Origin of the sequence: Kitasatospora sp. NPDC048296, from assembly GCF_043201815.1 — a bacterium.
Classification (GTDB): Bacteria; Actinomycetota; Actinomycetes; order Streptomycetales; family Streptomycetaceae; genus Kitasatospora.
Map to the genome: position 1 here is coordinate 112,023 of NZ_JBICZB010000009.1, position 23,957 is coordinate 135,979.

Sequence of the window (23,957 nt, forward strand, 5' to 3'; positions counted from 1 at the left end):
CTCCTCTCGGCGGCTGCGGGGTGGTGCGGGCGGGGGTTGGGACACCCTATGTTTCCGCCGTGTTTCTGTCAGCCGCGTCCCCGCAGTTGTAGCGGAAGCAAAACGAGCAGAACACCCCTCAATGCGGAGAAGTCGCACTACGCGAAGAAGGCTCCCGCCGGGGCCGGGCCCGCTCCTACCTTTCCGGGGCAAGCACTGACCCGGGAGGCAAAGCATGACCAACACCCCGGCGATCGAGCTGGCCGGCGCGACGAAACGCTTCCGCACCCCCTCCGGGGCCCTGCACACCGCCGTCCGCGATCTCGATCTGACCGTCGCCCAGGGCGAGTTCGTCGCCGTCGTCGGCCCCACCGGCTGCGGCAAGTCCACCACGCTGACCCTGGTCAGCGGCCTGGAGGAGCCCACCGAGGGCGAGGTCCGGGTGCACGGCGAGCCCGTGCGCGGGATCGACTCCCAGGTCGGGTTCGTCTTCCAGCAGGACGCCGTCTTCCCCTGGCGCACCGTGCTGTCCAACGTCATGGCCGGTCCGCGCTTCCGCGGCGTGCCGACCGCCGAGGCCAGGGAGCGGGCCCGGGACTGGCTGGGCCGGGTCGGCCTGGCGGCCTTCGAGGACCGCTACCCGCACCAGCTCTCCGGCGGCATGCGCAAGCGGGTCGCGCTCGCCCAGACCTTCGTCAACGACCCGGCGATCCTGCTGATGGACGAGCCGTTCTCGGCGCTGGACGTGCAGACCCGCGCCCTGATGTCCGACCAGCTGCTGGAGCTGTGGGCGGGGACGGCTTCCTCCAAGAGCGCGGCCTCGGTCATCTTCGTCACCCACGACCTGGACGAGGCCATCGCGCTCGCCGACCGCGTCGTGGTGATGACCGCCGGGCCGGCCACCGTCAAGGAGATCTTCACCGTCGACCTGCCACGACCGCGCACCGTGGAGGCCGTCCGGCTGGAACCGAGGTTCGTCGAGCTGTACCGCGAGATCTGGGCCTCGCTCGGCGAAGAGGTGCGCATCACCCGGGAGAGAGGAGCGGGTCGTGCCGCTTGAGAGCGTGTCCGAGACCGCGTCGGCCGTGGCGGGGAAGCCCGCAGCCGTCACGACGAGAACCGAGGCCCGTGAACGGGCCGCACGCAACCGGAAGTTGGGCGTCTACGGAGCCCGGGTCGGGGTGCTGATCGCCTTCCTCGGACTGTGGGAGGTGTGCGCCCGGACGAACGTCATCGACCCGTTCAACTTCTCGCAGCCGTCGAGGATCTGGGACCAGATCCGGCAGTGGGTCACCCACGGCACCGCGCAGGGCTCGCTCGGCGAACAGATCGGATACACCCTGTACGAGGCCCTCACCGGCTGGGTGCTGGGCGTCATCGGCGGTGTGCTGCTGGGCATCGCGCTCGGCCGGATCCGCTTCCTGGCCGATGTGTTCGGGCCGTACATCAAGGTGCTCAACGCCATCCCGCGGATCGTGCTCGCCCCGATCTTCCTGATCTGGTTCGGCCTCGGCCCGGCCTCCAAGGTCGCCTCCGCGGTGGTGCTGGTGTTCTTCCCGGTGTTCTTCAACGCCTTCCAGGGCGCCCGCGAGGTGGACCGCAACCTTGTCGCCAACGCCCGCATCCTCGGCGCCGACAACCGCAAGGTCACCCTGCAGGTGGTCATCCCCGCCGCCACCACCTGGATCTTCACCAGCCTGCACGTCAGCTTCGGCTTCGCGCTGATCGGCGCCATCGTCGGCGAGTACATCGGCGCCACCAAGGGCCTGGGCCTGATGGTCGCCGCCGCCCAGGGCACCTTCAACGCGGCCGGGGTGTACGCGGCCATGACCATCCTCGCGGTCGTCGCCCTGGTGACCGAGGGGCTGTTGACCTACGCCGAGAAGAAGCTGTTCCGCTGGAAGCCCGCGGACGCGGGCGACGGCCGCTGACCCCCTTTCCCGTCCGTAAGAGAGGCACCCCCACCCATGCGCCCGAACCCGACAGGCAGAGCGGCGGTCGCCGCCCTCGCCGCCGTGCTGCTCCTCCCGCTCTCCGCCTGCGCCAACGACGCCGCCACCTCCACCCACGGCGCCGCCGCCCCGGCCGGCCGGCAGGTCGACGGACCCAAGGTCAAGATCATGGTCGGCGGCCTGGACAAGGTCATCTACCTGCCCGCGATGCTCACCCAGCGGCTCGGCTACTTCGCCGACGCCGGCGTCAACGTCGAGCTGATGAGCGAGCCGGCCGGCGTCAACGCCACCACCGCCCTGCTGGCCGGCGACGTCCAGGGAGCCGTCGGCTTCTACGACCACACCATCGATCTGCAGGCCAAGGGCAAGCACGTCGAGTCCGTGGTGCAGTTCGCCCAGGCGCCCGGCGAGGTCGAGCTGGTCTCCACCGAGCAGGCCGACGCGATCAAGTCCGGTGCCGACTTCAAGGGCCGGAAGCTCGGTGTCACCAGCATCGGCTCCTCCACCGACTTCCTCACCAAGTACCTCGCGGTCAAGAACGGCGCCGCCGTCAGCGACTTCAGCCCGATCGCGGTCGGCGCCGGCCAGACCTTCATCGCCGCGCTCCAGCAGGGCAGCATCGACGCCGGGATGACCACCGACCCGACCGTCGCCAACGTCCTCGACAAGGGCCTCGGCAAGATCCTCTACGACATGCGCACCCCCGAGGGCTCGCGCCAGGCACTCGGCGGGCTCTACCCCTCGTCCTCGCTGTACATGAACACCGAGTGGGTGGAGAAGAACCGGGACACCACCCAGAAGCTCACCAACGCCTTCGTGAAGACCCTCAAGTGGATGTCCGCCCGCACCCCGGAGGAGATCGCCGCGAAGATGCCCGCCGACTACGCGCAGGGCGGCGCCGAGCAGTACGCGGCGGCGATCAAGTCGACCCTGCCGATGTTCACCACCGACGGGGTGATGCCGGCCGACGGCCCCAAGACGGTGCTCGCGGTGCTCGCCGCCTTCCACCCGGACGTCAAGGGCAAGGAGGGGACGATCGACCTGTCCAGGACCTACACCACGGAGTTCGTCGGCAAGGCCACCGGCTGAGGCCCTGCCGCCGGCCTGCGGCCCTGCCGCCGCCGCGGTCCCGCGCTCACCCCCACGGGCGCGGGGCCGCTACACGCCCCGTACGGACAGCACGTCCATCCGCGACGGCGTCCCCGCCGCCTTGCCGCAGCTCTCCGGACGCGCCGGCTCGCTCACCGTCTCGATCACGTCCACCTCCCAGGCCCGGCCGTCCCGGTGGATCACCCGGACCAGCCAGCGGCCCTCGCCGTCCGGCCGCTGGGTCAGGGTCAGCGCGTCCACCCCGGTCTCGCCGGTCGCCAGCCGCACCGCGTGCTCCGCCGCCTGGCCCGGACGCTCCCAGCCCGAGCAGCCCCGGGCCCACTCCGGCACCATGTGCCCGGCCGCCGTCGCGGCCAGCACCTCCTTGGCGGTCTCCGCCGTCAGCCGCCCGTACGCGTAGCCGTACGGCAGCACCAGCATCGTCGGGGCGAACCGGTGCCCGCCCAGATGGGTCACCTCCCACACCTCGCTGTGCCCGGCCGCGGCCAGCTCCGCCGCCAGCGGACGGCCCAGCAACGCGCAACAGCGGTCCCGGCGGCCGTTGGTGCACACCAGCGCCACCGGGCCGCCGACGTGCTCCGCCCCGAAACCCGTGTGGTCGCCGACCCCCAGCGCCGTGAAGTCCAGCTCCAGCAGCTCGGCCGGATCGGCCACCTGCGCCCGGCGCACCCAGCCGCGGCCCGGCACCGTGTGCGCCACGACCACCTCGTGCCGCGTCGTCGGCAGGCAGTCGGCGTGCCGGCCCGGCCGCCGGATCAGCGCGATCCGCACCCCGGTCCCCGCCGTGGCCTCCTCCAGCGCGCGTCCGGTCGCGGGGTCGAGGTGGCTCTCCCGCAGCGCCTTCGCGCCCCACGGGCCGTTCTGCTCCAGCAGCAGCCAGGTGGCCGCCACCGCGGCCGTGGCGGTCAGCGGTTCCGAAAGTTCACGCGACACGGTCGCACAGGTGCTCACCCGCGTAAGGCTACCCTCAGCGGTTCGGCCCGGTCCGGGGGCGCCGGAGGGCGGGGAGCCCGCAGGCACCCCGCCCTCCCCGGGCTCCTCCCGCTACGCCGGGCCGGCGACCACGGCGATCGGAGTGGTCACCGGGGTGCCCGAACCGTCGCGGCGCGGGTCGCGCTCCGGCAGGTCGACCGGGGCGCCCTTGGCCGTGGCGGCGCGGGCCGGAGCGGCGCCGGCCCAGGCGAAGGTCAGGCCGTCCTCGCCGCGCAGGAAGCGCTGGCAGCGGACGCCGCCGGTGGCACGGCCCTTGCGCGGGTACTGCTCGAACGGGGTGACCTTCCAGCTGGTCTGCTCGTCACCGGCGAGGGTGCCCGAAGCCCCCGCCACCGAGACCACCACCGCGTCCGCGGCCGGGTCCACCGCCGTGAACGACAGCACCCGGGCGCCGTCCGACAGCTTGATGCCCGCCATGCCACCCGCCGGGCGGCCCTGCGGACGGACCTGGCCCGCCGGGTAGCGCAGCAGCTGGGCGTCCGACGTGATGAAGACCAGGTCCTCCTCGCCGGTGCGCAGTTCGACCGCGCCCACCAGCTCGTCACCCTCCTTGAGGGCGATCACCTCGAACTCGTCCTTGTTCGCCGGCCACTCCGGCACCACCCGCTTCACCACGCCCTGCACCGTGCCCAGCGCCAGGCCCGGCGAGGACTCGTCCAGCGTGGTCAGCCCGAGCACCCGCTCCCCGGCCTCCAGCCGCAGGAACTCGTCCACCGCCGCACCGCCGGCCAGCGTCGGCGACGGCGTCGGCGGCAGCGCCGGCAGGTCGATCACCGGCAGCCGCAGCACCCGGCCCGCCGACGTCACCACACCCACGTCCGCGCGCGCCGTCGCGTGCACCGCCGACACGATCACATCGTGCTTGGAGCGCTTCTCCGACACCTCGAACGGCTCGCCGTCCGCCGTGCGCGCCAGCAGCCCCGTCGAGGACAGCAGCACCCGGCACGGGTCGTCCGCGACCTCCAGCGGCACGGCCAGCGCCGCCGCCGGGGCCGCCCCCGCCTCCAGCAGGACCGTGCGCCGCTCCGTCCCGAACTGCTTGGACACCGCGCCCAGTTCGGACGACACCACGCTGCGCAGCCGGGTGTCCGACTCCAGGATCTCGGTCAGCTCCGCGATCTCCGCGGTCAGCTTCGCCTTCTCCTGCTCCAGCTCCACCCGGTCGAACCGGGTCAGCCGCCGCAGCGGGGTGTCCAGGATGTACGCCGTCTGCGTCTGCGACAGCGAGAAGCGCTCCATCAGGCGCTCCTTCGCCTGCTGCGCGTTGTCACTCGACCGGATGATCGCGATGACCTCGTCGATGTCGACGAGCGCCACCAGCAGACCCTCGACCAGGTGCAGCCGCTCCTCGCGCTTGCGCCGGCGGAAGTCGCTGCGCCGACGCACCACGGTGAAGCGGTGGTCGACGTAGACCTCCAGCAGCTCCTTCAGCCCGAGCGTCAGCGGCTGGCCGTCCACCAGCGCCACGTTGTTGATGCCGAAGGTCTCCTCCATCGGCGTCAGCTTGTACAGCTGCTCCAGCAGCGCCTCCGGCACGAAGCCGTTCTTCACCTCGATCACCAGCCGCAGCCCGTGCTCGCGGTCGGTCAGGTCCTTGACGTCCGCGATGCCCTGCAGCTTCTTCGCGTTGACCAGGTCCTTGATCTTCGAGATGACCTTCTCCGGGCCGACGTTGTACGGCAGCTCGGTCACCACGATGCCCTTGCGGCGGGCCGTCACCGACTCCACCGTCGCCGTCGCCCGGATCTTGAAGGTGCCGCGGCCCGACTCGTACGCGTCCCGGATCCCCGACAGGCCCACGATCCGCCCGCCCGTCGGCAGGTCCGGACCGGGCACGAACCGCATCAGCGTGTCCAGGTCCGCGTTCGGGTGCTTGATCAGGTGCCGGGCCGCAGCCACCACCTCGGACAGGTTGTGCGGCGGCATGTTCGTCGCCATGCCCACCGCGATGCCCGTCGCGCCGTTCACCAGCAGGTTCGGGAACGCGGCCGGCAGCGCCAGCGGCTCCTGCTCACTGCCGTCGTAGTTCGGCCCGAAGTCGACGGTGTCCTCGTGGATCGACTCCACCATCGCCATCGACGCCGCCGTCAGCCGCGACTCGGTGTAGCGCATCGCGGCCGGCGGGTCGTCGTTGCCCAGCGAACCGAAGTTGCCGTGCCCGTCGATCAGCGGCAGCCGCATCGAGAACGGCTGCGCCATGCGCACCACCGAGTCGTAGATCGACGCGTCACCGTGCGGGTGCAGCCGACCCATCACCTCGCCCACCACGCGCGCGCACTTCACGTGCGCGCGGTCCGGGCGCAGGCCCATCTCGTTGGCCTGGTACAGGATCCGGCGGTGCACCGGCTTCAGACCGTCCCGCGCGTCGGGCAGCGCACGCGAGTAGATCACCGAGTAGGCGTACTCCAGGAAGGAGCCCTGCATCTCGTCCACGACGTCGACATCGAGGATCCGCTCCTCGAAGTCTCCGGGCGGTGGGGTCTGCGAACTGCGGCGGGCCATCGCGGCGGGGCTCCCTTACGTGTCGCTGGCTGTGTCGTCGGTCCGTCGTCGGTCGGTCGTCGGCCGTCGTCGGTCGGTCGGACGGGCGTCGCCGTCCTGCTCCCCGCCCTGCCGTCGGACCCGTCAACCGGGCGCCGTCAACAGGGCACGGCGCCCCCATTGTGGACCCTCCCGCCGACACTCCCGGTCAGCGGCCCTCTTCCGCCCCTGGCGAACGCCCCGTCCGCGCGGACACAAACACACCTTCCGCGCGTTGCACCACAATGGGGGACGCCACACGAACCCCGACATCGACGACGGGAAGGACCCGAGCGCATGGCCAACCCGGCCCCCGCCTCCAGCCGAGGCATCGCCATCACCGAGCACCGCCTGGCCAACGGCCTGCGGGTCGTCCTCTCCGAGGACCACCTCACCCCGGTCGCCGCGGTCTGCCTCTGGTACGACGTCGGCTCCCGGCACGAGGTCAAGGGCCGTACCGGCCTCGCCCACCTCTTCGAGCACCTGATGTTCCAGGGCTCGGCCAACGTCTCCAACAACGGCCACTTCGAACTCGTCCAGGGCGCCGGCGGCTCGCTCAACGGCACCACGAGCTTCGAGCGCACCAACTACTTCGAGACCATGCCCGCCCACCAGCTGGAGCTCGCCCTCTGGCTGGAGGCCGACCGGATGGGCTCGCTGCTCGCCGCCCTCGACGAGACGTCCATGGAGAACCAGCGCGACGTCGTCAAGAACGAGCGCCGCCAGCGCTACGACAACGTCCCGTACGGCACCGCCTTCGAGAAGCTCACCGCGCTGTCCTTCCCCGACGGCCACCCGTACCACCACACCCCGATCGGCTCCATGGCCGACCTGGACGCGGCCACCCTGGAGGACGCCCGCGCGTTCTTCCGCACCTACTACGCGCCCAACAACGCCGTGCTGTCCGTCGTCGGCGACATCGACCCCGAGCAGACCGTCGCCTGGGTCGAGAAGTACTTCGGCTCCATCCCCGGCCACGACGGCAAGCAGCCCCCGCGCTCCGGCGAACTCCCCGACACCATCGGCCGCGAACTGCGCGAGGAGATCCACGAGGACGTCCCCTCCCGCGCCCTGATGGCCGCCTACCGCCTGCCGCACGACGGCACCCGGGAGGCCGACGCCGCCGACCTCGCGCTCACCATCCTCGGCAGCGGCGAGTCCAGCCGCCTCTACAACCGGCTCGTCCGCCGTGACCGCACCGCCGTCGCCGCCGGCTTCGGCCTGCTGCGCCTCGCCGGCGCCCCCAGCCTCGGCTGGCTCGACGTCAAGACCTCCGGCGACGCCACCATCCAGCAGATCGACGCCGCCGTGGACGAGGAGCTCGCCCGCTTCGCCGCCGAGGGGCCCACCCCGGAGGAGCTCGAGCGCGCCCAGGCCCAGATCGAGCGCGAGTGGCTCGACCGGCTCACCACCGTCGCCGGCCGCGCCGACGAACTCTGCCGCTACGCCGTCCTGTTCGGCGACCCCAAGCTGCTGAACGACGCCCTCCCCAAGGTCCTCGACGTCACCGCCGAAGAGGTCCAGGCCGTCGCCAAGGCCCGGCTCCACCCCGACAACCGGGCCGTCCTCGTCTACGAGCCGACCGCCGCCGCTTCCGACGCCGCTTCCGAAGAGGAGGGTGCCGCCGTATGAGCACCGACTACGTCCCCGCGATGACCTTCCACCCCCAGCCCCGGCCGGGCACCCCCAGCCCGTGGGCGTTCCCCGCCCCCGAGCGCTCCGCCCTCGGCAACGGCATCACCGTCCTGCACTGCCACCGGCCCGGCCAGCAGCTGGTCGCCGTCGAGGTCCTCCTCGACGCCCCGCTCGCCGCCGAACCCGAGGGCCTCGACGGCATCGCCGCCATCCTCGCCCGCGCTCTCAACGAGGGCACCGACACCCTCACCGCCGAGGAGTTCGCCGCCGAACTCGAGCGCGCCGGTGCCACCCTCGACGCCCACGCCGACCACCCGTGCATCCGGGTCTCCCTGGAGGTCCCCGCCTCCCGGCTCCAGCGCGGCCTCACCCTGCTCGCCGACGCCCTGCGCGCCCCCGCCCTCCCCGCGGAGGAGATCGAGCGGCTGGTCGCCAACCGCCTGGACGAGATCGTCCACGAGCAGGCCAACCCCGCCCGGCGCGCCGCCAAGGCCCTCTACGCCGAGCTCTTCGACGCCGCCGACCGCCTCTCCCGGCCCCGCAGCGGCACCGCCGAGACCGTCAAGCCGATCGACCGCGCCGTCGTCAAGGCCTTCTACGAGGCCCACGTGCGCCCGGCCACCAGCACCGTCGTCGTGGTCGGCGACCTCACCGGCGTCGAGCTGCCCGCCCTGCTGGAGAGCACCCTCGGCACCTGGACCGGCTCCTCCGCCGAGCCCTCCGCGCACTCCCCCGTCACCGGCGACGACCGCGGCCGCGTCGTCATCGTCGACCGCCCCGGCTCCGTCCAGACCCAGCTGCTCATCGGCCGGATCGGGCCCGACCGCCACGACCCGGTCTGGGCGGCCCAGATCCTCGGCACCTACTGCCTCGGCGGCACCCTCACCTCCCGCCTCGACCGGGTCCTGCGCGAGGAGAAGGGCTACACCTACGGCGTGCGGGCCTTCGCCCAGCCGCTGCGCTCCGCCGCCGACGGCAGCGGCCGCGCGCTGCTGGCCATCAGCGGCTCGGTGGACACCGCCTCCACCGCGCCCGCGCTCGCCGACACCTGGACCATCCTGCGCACCCTCGCCGCCGAGGGCCTCACCGACGCCGAGCGCGACGAGGCCGTGCAGTTCCTGGTCGGCGTCGCGCCGCTGAAGTACGAGACGGCGGGCTCGGTCGCCGGCACCCTGGCCGACCAGGTCGAGCAGCAGCTCGCCGACGACTACCAGGCCGAGGTCTACCGGCAGCTCGCCGAACTGCCCACCGCCGCGGCCACCGAGGCCGTGGTCGCGGCCTTCCCGCCGGACCGCCTGGTCACCGTCCTGGTCGGCGACGCCGCCGCGATCGAGGCGGACGTGCGGGCGCTCGGGATCGGCGAGGTCACCGTCGTCAGCTGACGCCCGCTGTCGTTCGGTCCGGCCCGGTGGAGCTTCCCGCTCCGCCGGGCCGGACGCGTTTTTAAATCCGTTGCGGGCCCGGCCCGTTCCGTGGATAGATGTTCCCCGACGCACAGAACGTGCGAACTGCGACGAACGAAGGGAGGCGGTCACCATGCGGGTCGAGCGAGCCATACGACGACGCTCCCCAAGGCCGTATCTCCCCTGTTCCGCTCCGGCTGCCTGAGCGCGCCCGTTTCTGAACTTCCCCGAGCCGCACCGGGATTTGCATATGCGCGGCGATTCCATTTCTGAACCACCCGACCTCTGGAGGTCGTTCAACCATGACGTACACCGAGGTGCCCGGAATCCGGGTGCCGATCCGGATGTGGACCGACCCGGCGACGGTCGAGGGGGCGGCCATGCAGCAGCTGCGCAACATCAGCTCCCTGCCCTGGCTGCACGGCCTCGCCGTGATGCCCGACGTCCACCTGGGCAAGGGCGCGACCGTCGGCTCCGTCATCGCCATGAAGGGCGCGGTCTGCCCGGCCGCGGTCGGCGTCGACATCGGCTGCGGGATGAGCGCGGTGAAGACCTCGCTCACCGCCAAGGACCTCCCGGACGACCTGTCCCGCCTGCGTTCCAAGATCGAGCAGGCCATCCCGGTCGGTCGGGGCCTCCACGCCGACCCGGTCGACCCGACCAAGCTGCACGGCTTCCGCGCGGCGGGCTGGGACGACTTCTGGCAGCGCTTCGACGGCGTGGCGGAGGACGTCAAGTGGCGCCGTGAGCGGGCGATGCAGCAGATGGGAACGCTCGGGTCGGGCAACCACTTTTGCGAGCTGTGTATCGATACATCCGGTTCTGTGTGGCTGATGCTGCACTCCGGATCGCGCAACATCGGTAAGGAACTGGCTGAGCACCACATGGGCATCGCCAGGGCGCTGCCGCACAACCAGGGCCTGGTCGACCACGACCTTGCGGTCTTCCTTGCGAAGACCCCGGAGATGGCTGCCTATCGTGAGGATCTGTTCTGGGCACAGGAGTACGCCAAGAACAACCGCGCGGTCATGATGGCGCTCTTCCAGGACGTCGTCCGGCGCGAGTTCGCCAAGGCGCAGGTCACCTTCGACGAGGTGATCAGCTGCCACCACAACTACGTGGCGGAGGAGCGCTATGACGGCGTCGACCTGCTGGTGACCCGCAAGGGCGCGATCCGGGCCGGCTCCGGCGACCTCGGGATCATTCCCGGCTCGATGGGAACGGGTTCCTACATCGTTCGCGGCCTGGGCAACGCGGCGTCGTTCAACTCCGCCTCGCACGGCGCCGGCCGCAAGATGAGCCGCAACGCCGCGAAGAAGCGGTTCACCACGCGTGACCTGGCCGAGCAGACCGCGGGCGTGGAGTGCCGCAAGGACAGCGGCGTAGTGGACGAGATCCCGGGCGCCTACAAGAACATCGAGAAGGTCATCGAACAGCAGAAGGACCTGGTCGAGGTGGTCGCGCACCTCAAGCAGGTGATCTGCGTCAAGGGCTGAATTGTGTCAGGGGGCGGGGAACTGCCCCCTGGCCTTCCTCTCATCCTCGGTCAGGTTCAGAAGTCGCCAGCGGCGCACTTGGCAGCTACTCGTGGATCGCTTGAGGTTCTTGGCAGCGTCGGCCAGAGTCGGGCTTCTGAGCAGGATCGTGTCCTCCTCAGGAGTCCAACTCCGCCTGATTACCCGTTTCATGTCCGCTGGCCGACACCACGTTCCGGCTCGTGTGGCTCCAGACTGCTTTCGCGGCAGTGATAGACACCGCGTGTAGTAGAGGTTATTGGCGATGACGACTGCCTCTTCCCGGGCGTACATAACGTTGTAGATTCCGTCCCGGCTGTTTCGATGGAAGATGCGGCGCTCGGCTCCCGAGAGTTCTTCGGCATAGCTGATGAAGAACGACGCGATGGCGTCACTCTGGGTCGTGAGGCTGACGAACGGCAGGTCCTGGGCGGTACGTCCCACCGATCCGTCGGCGTCAATCAGTCCTCTCAGGTAGTCGCGCTCGGAGAATGGGGCGCTCGGTGGCGCGACAACCTCGGACTTCCGGCCCGCCGGCAGGCCGAGCGCCTGCAGTTCCTCGCGGAACTCCCGGGCGTAGACGGTCCACGTCGCCGAGGTGTGTTCCGCCTTGAAGTTCGTCGTGCGTGTCCGGTAGCTGATGGTGCTGTTGTGCGGGCAGAGCTGCTGGAACCTCTCCAGGATCGGGGCATCCCGGGCGGAGAGTTCTACGGTGAGCCGGCCGCGATTGCGTGACTCCTGCGTGAGGTGTCCGTCCGCCTGGAGAAAGGCGAACATGTAGGCATGTTCGGGGCGTTCGAGGTCGAAGAACGTCATGCCGCGATCATGTGTGCGATCGGCCATCCGCGAGGGGCGACCGCTCGGCAGTTCGCTCGATGGTGTGGATGCGATCGAATCTGCGAACGGAAGCGCCCGGCAGTGCTAGGCACTGCCGGGCGCTTCGTGTGCGCTGCGGGGCTCAGGCCGCGGCCGGGAGCTCGTCGAGGCCTTCCTGAACGAGCTTGGCGAGGCGGTCGAGGGCCTCGTCGGCGTTGGGGGCGTCGGAGGCGAGGATGACCTCGTCGCCGCCCTGGGCGCCCAGGGCGAGGAGGCCGAGCATGGAGGCGGCGTTGACCGGGTTGCCGCCCGGCTTGGCGATGGTGATCGGCACGCCGGTGGCCGTGACGGCCCGGACGAAGACGGAGGCGGGACGGGCGTGCAGGCCCTCGGCCCAACCGATGGTGACGCGGCGCTCGGCCATGAGACGTGCCTTTCCGGTGAAGCTGGTCACGGCCGTGCTCGGGGAACGGGGGAAACGACCGCGTTGTCTAGACCAGTGTTGCATGCAGGCAAGCCCTTCGAGCCGCCGCGTTCGGGAGTTGTGATTGTTTCTTTTCGGGGCATAAGGCCCGGCCGGTGGCCCCGTCCACCCTGCCGCGAGCACACGACCGGCGCCATTCGGCCCGCCGCCGGATAACCTGACGAATGTGGAAGACCCCGCGGTGGCGAACCCCGCGCAACCCGACTATCCGCAGCACTGGGAAGCCGACGTCCTGCTGCGCGACGGCGGCACGGCCCGGATCCGGCCGATCACCCCCGCCGACGCCGGGCGGCTGGTGGAGTTCTACGAGCAGGTCTCGGACCAGTCCAAGTACTTCCGCTTCTTCGCCCCCTACCCGCGCCTGTCCGACAAGGACGTCCGCCGCTTCACCCACCACGACTTCGTGAACCGGGTCGGCCTCGCCGTGGTGGTCCGGGACCACTTCATCGCCACCGTCCGCTACGACCGGATCGACGCCGACGGCCGCCCCTCCGACCACGGGACGGACGCCGAGGTCGCCTTCCTGGTCCAGGACGCCCACCAGGGCCGCGGTGTGGCCTCCGCCCTGCTGGAGCACATCGCGGCCGTCGCCCAGGAGCGCGGCATCCGCCGCTTCCAGGCCGAGGTGCTGCCGGAGAACCGCAAGATGGTGAAGGTCTTCACCGACGCCGGCTACACCCAGCACCGCAGCTTCGCCGACGGCGTGGTGCACCTGGAGTTCGACCTCGAACAGACCGACCGCTCGCTCGCCGTGATGCGCGCCCGCGAGCACCGCGCCGAGGCCCGCTCGGTGCAGCGGCTGCTGACCCCGCGCTCGGTGGCAGTGGTCGGGGTCTCCCGGAACCCGCAGACCGTCGGTCGGGCCATCCTGCGCGACCTGCTGGGCGGCTTCGACACGGAGTTCGAGAGCCGGTACGAGCCCAAGTGCGAGCCGCGCGCCGTCCACGCGGTGAACCGCAACGCCCCGCCCGGCACCGAGCTGGACGGCATCCCGGTGCACCGTTCGATTCTGGACATTCCCGGGCCGATCGACCTCGCGGTGATCGCCGTCCCCGAGAGCGCCGTCCCGGCGGCCGTCGCCGAGTGCGGAGTGCGCGGGGTGCAGGGCCTGGTGGTGGTCACCGCCGGCTACGCGGAGACCGGCCCGGAGGGCCGGGACCGCCAGCGCGCCCTGGTCCGCCAGGCCCGTGCGGCGGGCATGCGGGTGGTCGGCCCGAACGCCTTCGGCCTGATCAACACCGACCCCGAGCACCCGCTGAACGCCTCGCTCGCCCCGCACCTGCCCGACCGCGGCGGCTTCGGGATCTTCTGCCAGTCCGGTGCGATCGGCGTGGCCCTGCTGGAGGCCGCCCACAAGCGCGGCCTCGGCGTCTCGTCCTTCGCCTCGGTCGGCAACCGCGCGGACGTCTCCGGCAACGACTTCCTCCAGTACTGGGCCGAGGACGAGGCCACCGAGGTGGTGCTGCTCTACCTGGAGTCCTTCGGCAACCCCCGCAAGTTCACCCGGATCGCCCGCCGCCTGGCCGCCGTCAAGCCGGTCGTCGTGGTCAAGGGCGCCCGGCACACCGGCAGCCTGCCGCCCGGCCACACCGTCCCCGCCACCGCCACCGGCCTGCGCGACGCCACCGTGGACGCGTTGTTCGAACAGGCCGGGGTGACCAGGGTGGCGACCATCACCGAGCTCTTCGACACCGGCGAACTGCTCGCCCAGCAGCCGCTGCCGCCCGGCGACCGGGTCGCCGTGGTCGGCAACTCCGACTCGCTCGGCCTGCTCACCTACGACGCCTGCCTGAGCGCCGGCCTGCGCCCGCGCACGCCGGTCGACCTCACCACGGCCGCGACCGGCGAGAACTTCCGGATCGCGCTGGACGTCGCGCTCAGCGACCCCGCCGTGGACGCCGTGATCGCCGTCGCCATCCCGCCGATCGGCACCTCCGCGCACGCCTTCATAGGCGGCCGACTGACCGGCCCGGACAACCCCGAGATGGGCTCGGACGACCCGGAGATCGCCGCCGCCCTGCTCGAGGCGGGCATGCGCGCACGGGAGTTGGGCAAGCCCCTGGTGCTGGCCCACCTGGCCCTGACCGACCTGCCGCCCCGGCTGCGCCCCGGCGGCATCCCGGCGTACGCGGCGCCCGAGCGCGCCGTGCGCGCCCTGGCGCACGCCGTGCACTACGCCCAGTGGCGCCACCGCACCGCCGAGGCGGAGGAGACGGCGCGCGTCCCCGAGCTGGACCGGATCGACGAGCCCGGCGCCCGCGCCCTGGTAGAGGCGGCTCTGAGCACCCGCGCCGCGGTTTCCCGCCCGTCGCCCACCACCACCCTTGTGCGAGGCGCTACGCGCCGCTCCTTCTCGTTGCGCACCCAGCCCGGCGGCGCCCGGATCACGCTGAGCGAGGCCGAGACCCACGAGCTGCTGGAGCGCTACGGTATCGACGTCTCGCCCACGCTGCCCGCCCCGGACGAGGAGAGCGCCGTCAAGGCCGCCGAGCAGCTCGGCTACCCGGTGGCCCTGAAGGCGACCGCCCCGCACCTTCGCCACCGCCCCGACCTGGGCAGCGTCCGCCTCGACCTGACCGGCGAGCCGGGCCTGCGCCGCGCCCACCGCGAGCTGGACGCCCTGCTCGGCGGCGCGGCCGGGGCCGAGCTGGTGGTGCAGCGGATGGCCCCGCGCGGCGTGGACACCGTGATCGGCGCCACGGTGGACCCGGCCGTCGGCGCGATCCTCTCCTTCGGCCTGGCCGGCGCCCCGGCCGAACTGCTGGGCGACGTGGCCCACCGCCTGGTCCCGGCCACCGACCAGGACGTCGCGGGCCTGATCCGGGAGGTCCGGGCGGCGCCGCTGCTGTTCGGCTGGCGCGGGGCCGAGGCGGTGGACACCGCCGCCCTGGAGGAGCTGCTGCTGCGGGTGTCGCAGCTGGTGGACGACGTGCCGGAGATCGCCTCGGTGGACCTCGAACCGGTGGTCGTCGCCCCGCACGGACTGGCGATCCTGGGGGCGCGGGTGCGGGTCGCACCACTGCCCGTCCGCAGCGATCTGGGCCCACGCGCGATGAGCACGCTGTAACCTTCCTTGGTTGCGCCTGCCCGTGGGCGCTGATGTCCGAAGCTCGGCGCCGCGCCGCCCGCTTCGTCGGCGGACCATGCCAGGATGGAGTTATGGCGAAGACCGGTACCACCACCACTCAGGACCTGCGCTCGGCGATCGAGCGCAGCGGCTACTACCCGGCCCTGGTGTCCGAGGCGGTGGAGTCCGCGGTGGGCCCGGAGCCGATCAGCTCCTACCTGGTGCACCAGGAGACGACCTTCGACTCCAACGAGGTGCGCCGGCACGTGACGGTGCTGGTGCTGACCGCGACCCGGTTCGTGGTGAGCCACACCGACGAGCAGTCGGGGGCCGAGGGCAGCCCCGCGGTGCCGTTCGCGACGACCTCGACGGAGAGCGTCCGGCTGGACCGGATCGGCTCGGTCGTGGTGAGCCGGATGGTGGCCAACCCGGAGACGTACACCCCGGGGACGCTGCCCCGCGAGGTGGTGCTGACGATCGGCTGGGGTGCGGTGCAGCGCCTGGACCTGGAGCCGGCCGGTTGCTCGGACCCGAACTGTGAGGCCGACCACGGCTACACCGGTTCGGCGACGGCTGACGACCTCTCACTGCGGGTGAGCGAGGCCGGTGACGGTCCGGAGACGGTGGCCCAGGCACTGGTGTTCGCCCGGGCGCTGTCCGACGCGACGATCAACAACGGCCCGCGGCCCTAGGGCGCGCCCCGCGGATCCCCGCCGGGTCCGCCGACGAGACCCGCCAGGCCCGCGCTGAGCTCCGCAGCTTCCGACCGCTACGAATCCGGTTCCATGTCCTTCGCACCCTCCGACGGCTACGACGCCTTCGAGATCCTCGACCCGGCCGCGGCCCCCGCGCCCCCGTACGGCAGCGGCTCGCTCTGCGACCTGCTGCCCTCGGTGGCGGCGGGCCTGGGCGTCCCCGGGTTCACCGCGACGCTGCCGATCGCCCCGGCCGACCGGGCGGTGGTGTTCCTGGTGGACGGCCTGGGCTGGGAGCTGCTGCTGCGCCACCCGGAGTACGCGCCCTTCCTGTCCTCGCTGGCCGGGAGCTCGCTGGGCGGCACCGGCCGTCCGCTGACCGCGGGATTCCCGTCCACCACCGCGACCTCGTTGGCCTCGGTCGGCACCGGCACCCCGCCGGGCCTGCACGGGCTGGCCGGGTACACGGTGGCGGTGCCGGGCGCCGACTACCTGATGAACCAGCTGCGCTGGCAGCCGCACACCGACCCGCAGGCCTGGCAGCCGTACCCGACGGTCTTCGAGCGCACCCACCGGGCCGGGGTGGCGACCGCCCAGGTGTCCTCCCCGCTGTTCGCCCAGACCCCGCTGACCAAGGTGGCGCTCTCCGGCGGCACCTTCCTCGGCCGCACCACCGGCGAGGAGCGGATGGACCTGGCCGCCTCCTGGCTGGCCGAGCACGACCGGGCGCTGGTGTACACCTACGTCAGCGAGCTGGACGGCGCGGGCCACCGCTTCGGCGTGGACTCCGACGAGTGGCGGATGACGCTGGACGCGGTGGACCGGCTGGCCCGCCGGCTGGCCGAGCAGCTGCCGCCGCGCTCGGCGATGTACGTGACCGCGGACCACGGCATGATCGACATCGCGCCGGAGGACCGGATCGACTTCGACGAGGACTGGGAGCTCGGCGCGGGCGTCGCCCTGCTCGGCGGCGAGGGCCGGGCCCGGCACGTGTACGCCGTACCGGGCGCCGCGGCCGATGTGCACGCGGTCTGGAGCGAGGTGCTGGGCGACCGGATGTGGGTGGCCACCCGGGACCAGGCGATCGCGGCGGGCTGGTTCGGCCCGACCGTGGACGAGCGGGTGTACCGGCGGATCGGCGACGTGGTCGCCGCGGCCCGCGACGACATCGCGATCACCGCCTCCCGCAACGAACCCGGCGAGTCCGCGATGATCGGCCTGCACGGCTCGATGACCCCGGTCGAGCAGTTCGTGCCGCTGCTCGAAGTCCGCGGCTGAGCCGGTCCCTTGACCTCCCCGCGCCCGAACCCCCCTGATGTGAAAGGCCCTTGCTCCACCCATGGCTGAACTGGTGTTCTTCTCGGGCACGATGGACTGCGGCAAGTCGACGCTGGCGCTGCAGATGGACCACAATCACACCGCGCGCGGTCGGCAGGGCGTCATCCTGACCCGCAACGACCGCGCGGGCGCGGCGACCATCTCCAGCCGCCTGGGCCTGCGCGCCGACGCGGTCGAGGTGACGGACGACTTCGACTTCCACGCGCACGTGGTGCAGCGGCTGTCGGCGGGCGGCCGGGTGGACTACCTGATCTGCGACGAGGCGCAGTTCTTCGCCGCCGAGCAGGTCGACCAACTGGCCCGGGTGGTGGACGAGCTGGACATCGACGTCTACACCTTCGGCATCACGACCGACTTCCGCACCCGGCTGTTCCCCGGTTCGCAGCGGCTGATCGAGCTGGCCGACCGGGTGGAGGTGCTCCAGGTCGAGGCCCTGTGCTGGTGCGGCGCCCGGGCGACCCACAACGCCCGGACGGTCGGCGGGGTGATGGTCGTCGAGGGCGCCCAGGTGGTGATCGGCGACATCTCGGTGAAGGAGGACGAGGTCGGCTACGAGGTGCTGTGCCGCCGGCACCACCGCCGCCGGCTGACCGCCGCGACCGCCCGGGCCTCGGTGCTCTCCCCGGACGTGCTGCCCTTCGAGGAGCAGCAGGCCTGACCGCCCCGGGGCGAGCGGACGGGCTACAGCGTTTCGAGCACCGAGAAGTGCCCGCCCTGCGGGTCGGCGAGCCGGGCGGCCCGGCCGCGGACGGTGTCGTGCGGTTCGACCAGGACACGGCCGCCGAGTTCGACGGCGTGATGGACGGTCAGCGCGGTGTCCCGGACGGCGAAGTGGGTGCGCCAGCGCGGCGGGTGGCCGCGCAGGTCGGCGTGGTGGCGGATGCCCGCGACCGGGCGTCCGTGCACGAACAGCGCGGACTCGCCGTCGGTGGGCCGGACCGGGCAGTCGAGCACGGCGGCGTAGAAGACGGCGGCGCCGTCCGCGTCTGGGGTGAGCAGTTCGGCCCAGGCGGGCCCGCCGGGTTCCGCTCCGGCCTCGCGGCCGAGGTGTTCCTCGCCCTGCCAGAGGCCGAAGACGGCGCCGGAGACGTCGGCGGCGATCGCCAGCCGCCCGGCGCGTTCGGCCTGCAGCGGCCCGACGGCGACGGTGCCGCCGCACTCGCGCACCAGCTGGGTGGTGCGGTCGGCGTCGTCCACGGCGAAGTAGGTGGTCCACTGCACCGGGAAGCCGGTGGCGGTGGAGACGCCGAGGCCGGCGACGGGCTCCCCGTCGAGCTCGGCCCGGACGTAGGCGCCGAGTTGACCCGGCCCGGGGGAGTACGTCCAGCCGAGCAGCTCACCGTAGAAGGCGCGGGCGCCGGGCAGGTCGTCGGTCAGCAGGCTGACCCAGCAGGGCGTGCCCTGGGCCAGTCGGAGTTCCACCGCGGGCAATGCGGGCCTCCTCGTGGGTGGTTGGCGCACGGGAATCCTCGCGCGCGAGGGTGATGCTTCCACTCTGGCGCGCGCCCAACCCTCGGGCCGCGCGGAAAATCCGGCAAAGAGCGCACAAAGAGCGGTGGTTCGGGCGTGTCGGTGGATTTTGTCTGATCGGGCCCGGCGTCGCGGGTCCGGCAAGGATTCGCCGGACCCGCCCCGGGGCGCGTTGCGCGACAATGGCCGGCATGACCACCAACAACGAGGGTTCCCCGCTGATCTCCGCGGCCGAGCTGCGGGAGGCGCTCGCCTCCGCGCGCCCGCCGGTGCTGCTGGACGTGCGCTACCAGCTGGTCGGCGCCGTGCCGGGCGGCCCGACCGCGGCCGAGGAGTACCGGGCGGGGCACCTGCCCGGTGCCCACTTCGTCGAGCTGGACCGGGACCTCGCGGCCGCGCCCGGCGCCCCCGGCCGGGGCGGGCGCCACCCGCTGCCGGACCCGGAGGAGTTCGGCGCCGCGATGCGCCGCTTCGGGGTGAGTGCGGAGCGTCCGGTCGTGGTGTACGACGGCGCGGCCTCGATGGCGGCGGCCCGGGCCTGGTGGCTGCTGCGCTGGGCCGGGCACCGGGACGTCCGGGTGCTGGACGGCGGCTTCGCGGCCTGGCAGGCGGCCGGTCTGCCGGTGACGGCGGAGTTGCCGGAGCCGGGGGCGGGCGACTTCAAGCCGGCCCCGGGGCAGCTGCCGACGGTGGACGGGGACGGCGCCGCGGCCTGGGCACGCTCCGGTCTGCTGCTGGACGCCCGGTCGGGGGAGCGCTACCGGGGCGAGACCGAGCCGGTGGACCCGCGGGCCGGCCACATCCCGGGCGCGGTGTCGGCGCCGACGGCGGAGAACGTGGGCCCGGACGGGCGGTTCCGGCCGGCCGCGGAGCTGGCGGCCCGGTTCCGGGAGCTGGGCGCGGGCGAGCGGGAGACCGCGGTGTACTGCGGTTCGGGCGTGACGGCGGCGCACCAGATCCTGGCGCTGGTGGTGGCGGGCCTGAACGCCACGCTGTACCCGGGTTCGTGGAGCGAGTGGTCGAGCGACGAGAGCCGCCCGGTCGCGGTGACGGACCAGCCCGGCTGATCCGACCAGCCGGGCTGATTCCGGATGCGCCGAAGGGGCGGGAGGCCGAGCCTCCCGCCCCTTCGGCGTCCGTCCTACTCCTGCTTCTTGCGCCGGCTGCCGAAGACGATCTCGTCCCAGCTGGGCACGGTGGCCCGGCGACCGGGCCGGACGCCGTCCGCCTCGGCCTGCCGGTCGGTGGTGCCGACCAGGCGCTCGCGGTGCGGGGCGACGGCCCGCGGCATCAGGATGTCGGCGTAGGCCGAGCCCGCACCGACCGCCGGAGCGGAGGCCGCGGCCGGCTCCTCGCCCTCCTCGGCGACCTCGGCGGGCACCGGTTCGATCGGGGTGGGGCCGCTGACGGCGAGGTCGCCGCGGAAGGCGGGGACCACGTCGAGCAGGCTGGTCAGCGAGTCCCGGGACTCGGCGGTGGCCTCCCGTGACTCGCGGACCTCGCGGGCCGACATGATGCGGTCGGCGGAGGGGCGGTCGATCATCGGGCGGGGCGGCCGGTCCTGGGGGAGCCGGGCGATCCGCGGGATGAACGGGAAGACCGAGTCATCCTCGCGCTCGACGGTCTCGCCGATCAGCGCGCGGGCCTCGTCGTCGTTGGGCTGGACCAGGCGCCGGGGCGGGTCGTACGTCCAGGACGCGCTGCGGCCCTCGCCGTCGGCCCGGTAGGAGAGGATGACCTCCCAGGTGCCGTCGTCGCGCCGCCAGGAGTCCCAGCGCTCGGTGTCCTTCTCGGCGCCGCGCAGCGCGAGCCGCTCGGCCACGGCCTCGCCGAGCTGCGGCCCGGGGGACTCGCCGTTGCGGCGGATGGCGGTCTTGCGGGCGCGCTCGGCCATGAAGGCGCGCTCGGCGAGGACCGGACCCTCGAAGCGGCGGACGCGGTCGACGGAGATCCCGGCGGCCTGGGCGACCTCCTCGGCGGAGGCACCGGCTCGTATCCGGGCCTGGATGTCCCGGGGGCGCAGATGGCTCTCGACCTCGATCTCGATCTGGCCGAGGCGCGGCCGGTCGCCGCGGATGGCGGCGCGCAGCCGCTCGTCGATGGGGAGGGTGTACTCCGTGCTGTCGGCAGCCTTGAGCACCAGCCGTGTGCCGTCGTTGCTGACGGCCACAACCCGCAGTTCGGGCACGGTTACCTCCCGGGTGGTGCCTGCCGACGTCACCTGCGTCGCTGCTCCCGTACTGAGTGTGGCCTGCCCACTCGCGACTGGCCACAACCTTGCTGAGTTCCCCGGCGTGTCGGGCTCACGCCCGGCCACGCCGCTGTGGCACGGTTGCCTTTTTGCCACGTCATCCGTCGACGTCGCGCCTGGGTGTCCCGGCCGTCCTCGCACGAGCAGAGATCGCGACGATCCGGGACCGGCGTCGCCGTGCGTGTCCGTTCCGTGGCTCTTCGTCAAGCTGCCGGTGCAGGCACAGTCGACAAGTCGACCCAAGGCTCGGGCTTTACGAACAGTACTCCATTCGTGGCATCCGGAGGGGCGGCTCGCCGCTCAAGTCTCCCGCGATTCACGGGAATCTCAAGAGCGCGCACCCCCAATGGCGGACCACCGGCGGATGAACGGTGATCATCTTCACACAATCCGGGAGTGCAGAACCGCATTTTCGTCCCTTGTGTCCTTCTTTGGGCAAGATAGAGAGGCTTGTTCGAGAAGCAGTCGCACGGACCGAGGGATGTTGATGCCGGAGTGGAGCCCCGCCGAGGAGGGCGGCAAGGAGGAGCGCAAGCGGATCGATCTGAGTGTGGCCCAGGTCGTGGCGAGTGCGCTGGCCGCGGTGGTGGGCGCGCTGCTCGCCTCCGAACTCGGCGTCTACGGCACGATCCTGGGCGCGGCTGTGGTGAGCATCGGGGCCACCACCGGCGGTGCGGTGTTCCAGCACATCTTCCGGCGGACCGGCGAGCAGCTGCGCGAGGCGGTGGACCGGGGGCCGAACCAGGCCGTGAACACGCTGCGCCAGGTACCGATGGAGCCGGAGCATCCGGCGGAGCCCGCGGGGCGGCCGGACGGGCCGCCGGTGATCACCTCGGAGTGGAACGAGCCGCAGGTGGTGCGGGCGCGCCGGCGGTGGACCTGGAAGACCTACGCGGCGGTGTCCGGGCTGGTGTTCGTCCTGGCGATGACACCGATCGTGGCGTTCGAGCTGGCCACCGGGCAGCCGGTGTCGGCGACGGTGAAGGGCGAGTCCGGCAACGGGACGTCGTTCGGCGGCGGGGTGACGCCCAAGTCCTCGACGCCGCAGGACGCCCCGGCGGAGCGGCCGTCCCCCGGGCGCGACTCGCAGGCCACGCCGTCCGGCGGCGCCTCGGCCCCGGCGACGACCCGGCCGAGCCGGGAGCCGAGCGCCACCCCGAGCAGCGGCGCCGGCGGGCAGGGTGGGAGCGCCTCGCCCTCGGCGGGCCCGAGCGCGAGTCCGTCGGCCGGTTCCTCGCCGTCGGCGGGCGGTGGCGGGAAGCCCACCGGTGGGGCCACGTCGCAGCCGCCCGCACCGAGCAACGCCCCGGCGGACGCGACGGTCGCCCCGCCGCTGTCCGCCGAGACGCCTGCGAGCTAAGCGCCCAGCACCCGCCGCAGGTAGTCGTTGCCGAAGACATGCTGCGGGTCGACCTCGTCGCGCAGCGCGGTGAAGTCGCCGAAGTGGGGGTAGACGCCGGCCAGGTACTCGGCGTCGCGGGTGTGCAGCTTGCCCCAGTGCGGGCGGCCCTGATGGGCGGTCATCAGCTGTTCGACACCGGTGAAGTAGCCCTGGTCGGCGGTGCCCCGGTAGAGGTGGACGGCGATGTAGGCGCTGTCCCGGCCGGAGGCGGTGGAGAGCCAGAGGTCGTCGGCGGGGGCGAAGCGGACCTCGACGGGGAAGCCGACCTTCCAGTCGGAGCGTTCGAGCAGGGCCTTCAGCTCGCGCAGCACCTCGGCGACGGCCGCGCGCGGGACGGCGTACTCCATCTCCACGAAGCGGACCTTGCGCGGGCTGGTGAACACCTTGTACGAGGTGTCGGTGTAGCTGCGGTCGGACCAGGCGCGGCTGGCGAGCGCGGCGATCGAGGGGATGGAGCGGGGGAAGCGTCGGCCGATCCGGCAGGCGCCCTCCCAGACGGTGTTGGAGAGGAAGTCGTCCTCCAGCCACTCCTTGAACCGGGGCAGCGGGGCGGTCGGGCCCTGGCTGCGGTTGTTGCGCTTGGTGGAGCAGCGGTCGGTGTGCGGGAACCAGTAGAACTCGAAGTGCTCGTTGACGGCGGTGAGGTCGTCGAGGCGTTCCAGGACCTCGTCGAAGGCCATCGGCTGTTCGTGCGCGCTGAGCAGGAAGGCCGGTTCGACGCCGAAGGTGATCGCGGTGATCACGCCGAGGGCGCCGAGGCCGAGGCGGGCGCCCTGGAAGAGCCGGGGGTTCTCGGTGGGGGAGCAGCGCTTGACGGTGCCGTCGGCGAGGACGATCTCCAGGGCGCGGATCTGGGCGGCGAGCGAGCCGGAGTCGCGGCCGGTGCCGTGGGTGCCGGTGCTGGTGGCGCCGGCGACGGTCTGGACCTCGATGTCGCCCATGTTGGTGAGGGAGAGGCCCTCGGCGGCGAGGAACCGGTTGAGGCGGTTCAGCGGGAGGCCGGATTCGACGGTGACGGTGCCGGCCGTGCGGTCGATCCCGCGGACGGCGGTGAGCGCCTGCGGGCGGATCAGCAGGCCGTCGCCGGCCGAGGCGATCGCGGTGAAGGAGTGGCCGGAGCCGACGGCCTTGACGGTGCGGCCCTGGTCGGCGGCGCGCAGGATCTCCTTGGCCAGTTCCTCCGCGGTGCCGGGGGTGGCGGTCCGGCTGGGAAGGGCGCTCTGGTTCCCGGCCCAGTTGGTCCACCGGGTGCGGGTCGCGGTACTGGCCTGGGGCATGGCGCTGCCTCCTGCTCCGTGGCCGAACGGGTCGGCGCGGTCCGGGGGCGG

19 protein-coding genes are annotated in these 23,957 nt (G+C 72.5%); 12 read left to right on the forward strand and 7 right to left on the reverse strand.

Annotation, left to right across the window (positions count from 1 at the left end; genetic code table 11):
• Positions 1 to 214 precede the first annotated feature (214 nt).
• From ACGF12_RS08950 to ACGF12_RS08960, 3 genes are read left to right on the forward strand one after another with little or no spacing between them, the layout of a single operon-like run.
• Entirely contained in the window at positions 215 to 1,039 is an 825-nt protein-coding gene (locus ACGF12_RS08950) for an ABC transporter ATP-binding protein (RefSeq protein WP_393027400.1), read from the forward strand.
• A gap of 4 nt (positions 1,040 to 1,043) precedes the next feature.
• On the forward strand, positions 1,044 to 1,910 hold the full coding sequence (locus ACGF12_RS08955; RefSeq protein ID WP_393027454.1) for an ABC transporter permease: 867 nt from the start codon (positions 1,044 to 1,046) through the stop codon (positions 1,908 to 1,910).
• Positions 1,911 to 1,946: 36 nt separating this feature from the next.
• Positions 1,947 to 3,020 (forward strand): ABC transporter substrate-binding protein, encoded by a 1,074-nt coding sequence (locus ACGF12_RS08960; RefSeq protein ID WP_393027402.1) that lies wholly within the window; start codon positions 1,947 to 1,949, stop codon positions 3,018 to 3,020.
• Between the two features lie 69 nt (positions 3,021 to 3,089).
• Here the strand turns inward: ACGF12_RS08960 and ACGF12_RS08965 are convergent, their stop codons facing one another.
• Together ACGF12_RS08965 and ACGF12_RS08970 are read right to left on the reverse strand one after the other, a co-directional pair.
• Positions 3,090 to 3,992: a sucrase ferredoxin gene (locus ACGF12_RS08965; RefSeq protein WP_393027404.1), complete on the reverse strand. Its 903-nt coding sequence runs from the start codon at positions 3,990 to 3,992 to the stop codon at positions 3,090 to 3,092.
• 93 nt (positions 3,993 to 4,085) lie between these two features.
• Positions 4,086 to 6,536, reverse strand: coding sequence for a DNA topoisomerase (ATP-hydrolyzing) subunit A (locus ACGF12_RS08970; RefSeq protein ID WP_393027406.1), 2,451 nt, complete (start codon positions 6,534 to 6,536; stop codon positions 4,086 to 4,088).
• A 315-nt stretch (positions 6,537 to 6,851) separates the two neighbouring features.
• Between ACGF12_RS08970 and ACGF12_RS08975 the strand changes: the two genes are divergently transcribed.
• The 3 genes from ACGF12_RS08975 to ACGF12_RS08985 all read left to right on the forward strand — a co-directional run bounded on the left by ACGF12_RS08975 (position 6,852) and on the right by ACGF12_RS08985 (position 11,088).
• Positions 6,852 to 8,186, forward strand: a complete 1,335-nt coding sequence (locus ACGF12_RS08975; protein WP_393027408.1) for a M16 family metallopeptidase — start codon at positions 6,852 to 6,854, stop codon at positions 8,184 to 8,186.
• Positions 8,183 to 9,571 carry a M16 family metallopeptidase gene (locus ACGF12_RS08980; RefSeq protein WP_393027410.1) on the forward strand — a complete coding sequence of 463 codons (1,389 nt, stop codon included), beginning with the start codon at positions 8,183 to 8,185 and terminating at the stop codon, positions 9,569 to 9,571. The genes ACGF12_RS08975 and ACGF12_RS08980 overlap by 4 nt, the downstream gene beginning before the upstream one ends.
• A gap of 323 nt (positions 9,572 to 9,894) precedes the next feature.
• Complete coding sequence (locus ACGF12_RS08985; RefSeq protein WP_393027412.1) at positions 9,895 to 11,088, forward strand: RtcB family protein; 1,194 nt, start codon at positions 9,895 to 9,897, stop codon at positions 11,086 to 11,088.
• Between the two features lie 6 nt (positions 11,089 to 11,094).
• On the opposite strand, the gene ACGF12_RS08990 is transcribed toward ACGF12_RS08985, so the two are convergent.
• Both ACGF12_RS08990 and ACGF12_RS08995 read right to left on the reverse strand, forming a co-directional pair.
• Positions 11,095 to 11,922 (reverse strand): LAGLIDADG family homing endonuclease, encoded by an 828-nt coding sequence (locus ACGF12_RS08990; RefSeq protein WP_393027414.1) that lies wholly within the window; start codon positions 11,920 to 11,922, stop codon positions 11,095 to 11,097.
• A 142-nt stretch (positions 11,923 to 12,064) separates the two neighbouring features.
• Positions 12,065 to 12,346 (reverse strand): HPr family phosphocarrier protein, encoded by a 282-nt coding sequence (locus ACGF12_RS08995; RefSeq protein WP_393027416.1) that lies wholly within the window; start codon positions 12,344 to 12,346, stop codon positions 12,065 to 12,067.
• 226 nt (positions 12,347 to 12,572) lie between these two features.
• On the opposite strand from ACGF12_RS08995, the gene ACGF12_RS09000 reads away from it, so the two are divergent.
• The 4 genes from ACGF12_RS09000 to ACGF12_RS09015 all read left to right on the forward strand — a co-directional run bounded on the left by ACGF12_RS09000 (position 12,573) and on the right by ACGF12_RS09015 (position 18,164).
• Positions 12,573 to 15,473: a GNAT family N-acetyltransferase gene (locus tag ACGF12_RS09000; RefSeq protein WP_393027418.1), complete on the forward strand. Its 2,901-nt coding sequence runs from the start codon at positions 12,573 to 12,575 to the stop codon at positions 15,471 to 15,473.
• Positions 15,474 to 15,565: 92 nt separating this feature from the next.
• The gene (locus tag ACGF12_RS09005; RefSeq protein WP_380611992.1) at positions 15,566 to 16,165 is read left to right on the forward strand and encodes a DUF5998 family protein; all 600 of its coding nucleotides are present in this window, start codon (positions 15,566 to 15,568) and stop codon (positions 16,163 to 16,165) included.
• A gap of 93 nt (positions 16,166 to 16,258) precedes the next feature.
• Positions 16,259 to 17,446, forward strand: a complete 1,188-nt coding sequence (locus tag ACGF12_RS09010) for an alkaline phosphatase family protein (RefSeq protein ID WP_387620317.1) — start codon at positions 16,259 to 16,261, stop codon at positions 17,444 to 17,446.
• Positions 17,447 to 17,507: 61 nt separating this feature from the next.
• Positions 17,508 to 18,164 (forward strand): thymidine kinase, encoded by a 657-nt coding sequence (locus ACGF12_RS09015; RefSeq protein WP_380611994.1) that lies wholly within the window; start codon positions 17,508 to 17,510, stop codon positions 18,162 to 18,164.
• Between the two features lie 23 nt (positions 18,165 to 18,187).
• On the opposite strand, the gene ACGF12_RS09020 is transcribed toward ACGF12_RS09015, so the two are convergent.
• Complete coding sequence (locus tag ACGF12_RS09020; protein ID WP_393027456.1) at positions 18,188 to 18,928, reverse strand: VOC family protein; 741 nt, start codon at positions 18,926 to 18,928, stop codon at positions 18,188 to 18,190.
• A gap of 239 nt (positions 18,929 to 19,167) precedes the next feature.
• On the opposite strand from ACGF12_RS09020, the gene ACGF12_RS09025 reads away from it, so the two are divergent.
• On the forward strand, positions 19,168 to 20,043 hold the full coding sequence (locus tag ACGF12_RS09025; protein ID WP_393027421.1) for a sulfurtransferase: 876 nt from the start codon (positions 19,168 to 19,170) through the stop codon (positions 20,041 to 20,043).
• A 74-nt stretch (positions 20,044 to 20,117) separates the two neighbouring features.
• Here ACGF12_RS09025 and sepH read toward each other — a convergent pair whose 3' ends face one another.
• Positions 20,118 to 21,197, reverse strand: coding sequence for a septation protein SepH (sepH, locus tag ACGF12_RS09030; RefSeq protein ID WP_393027423.1), 1,080 nt, complete (start codon positions 21,195 to 21,197; stop codon positions 20,118 to 20,120).
• A 517-nt stretch (positions 21,198 to 21,714) separates the two neighbouring features.
• On the opposite strand from sepH, the gene ACGF12_RS09035 reads away from it, so the two are divergent.
• The gene (locus ACGF12_RS09035; protein WP_393027425.1) at positions 21,715 to 22,587 is read left to right on the forward strand and encodes a hypothetical protein; all 873 of its coding nucleotides are present in this window, start codon (positions 21,715 to 21,717) and stop codon (positions 22,585 to 22,587) included.
• On the opposite strand, the gene ACGF12_RS09040 is transcribed toward ACGF12_RS09035, so the two are convergent.
• Positions 22,584 to 23,906, reverse strand: coding sequence for a D-arabinono-1,4-lactone oxidase (locus ACGF12_RS09040; RefSeq protein ID WP_393027427.1), 1,323 nt, complete (start codon positions 23,904 to 23,906; stop codon positions 22,584 to 22,586). The genes ACGF12_RS09035 and ACGF12_RS09040 overlap by 4 nt on opposite strands.
• Positions 23,907 to 23,957: the final 51 nt, after the last annotated feature.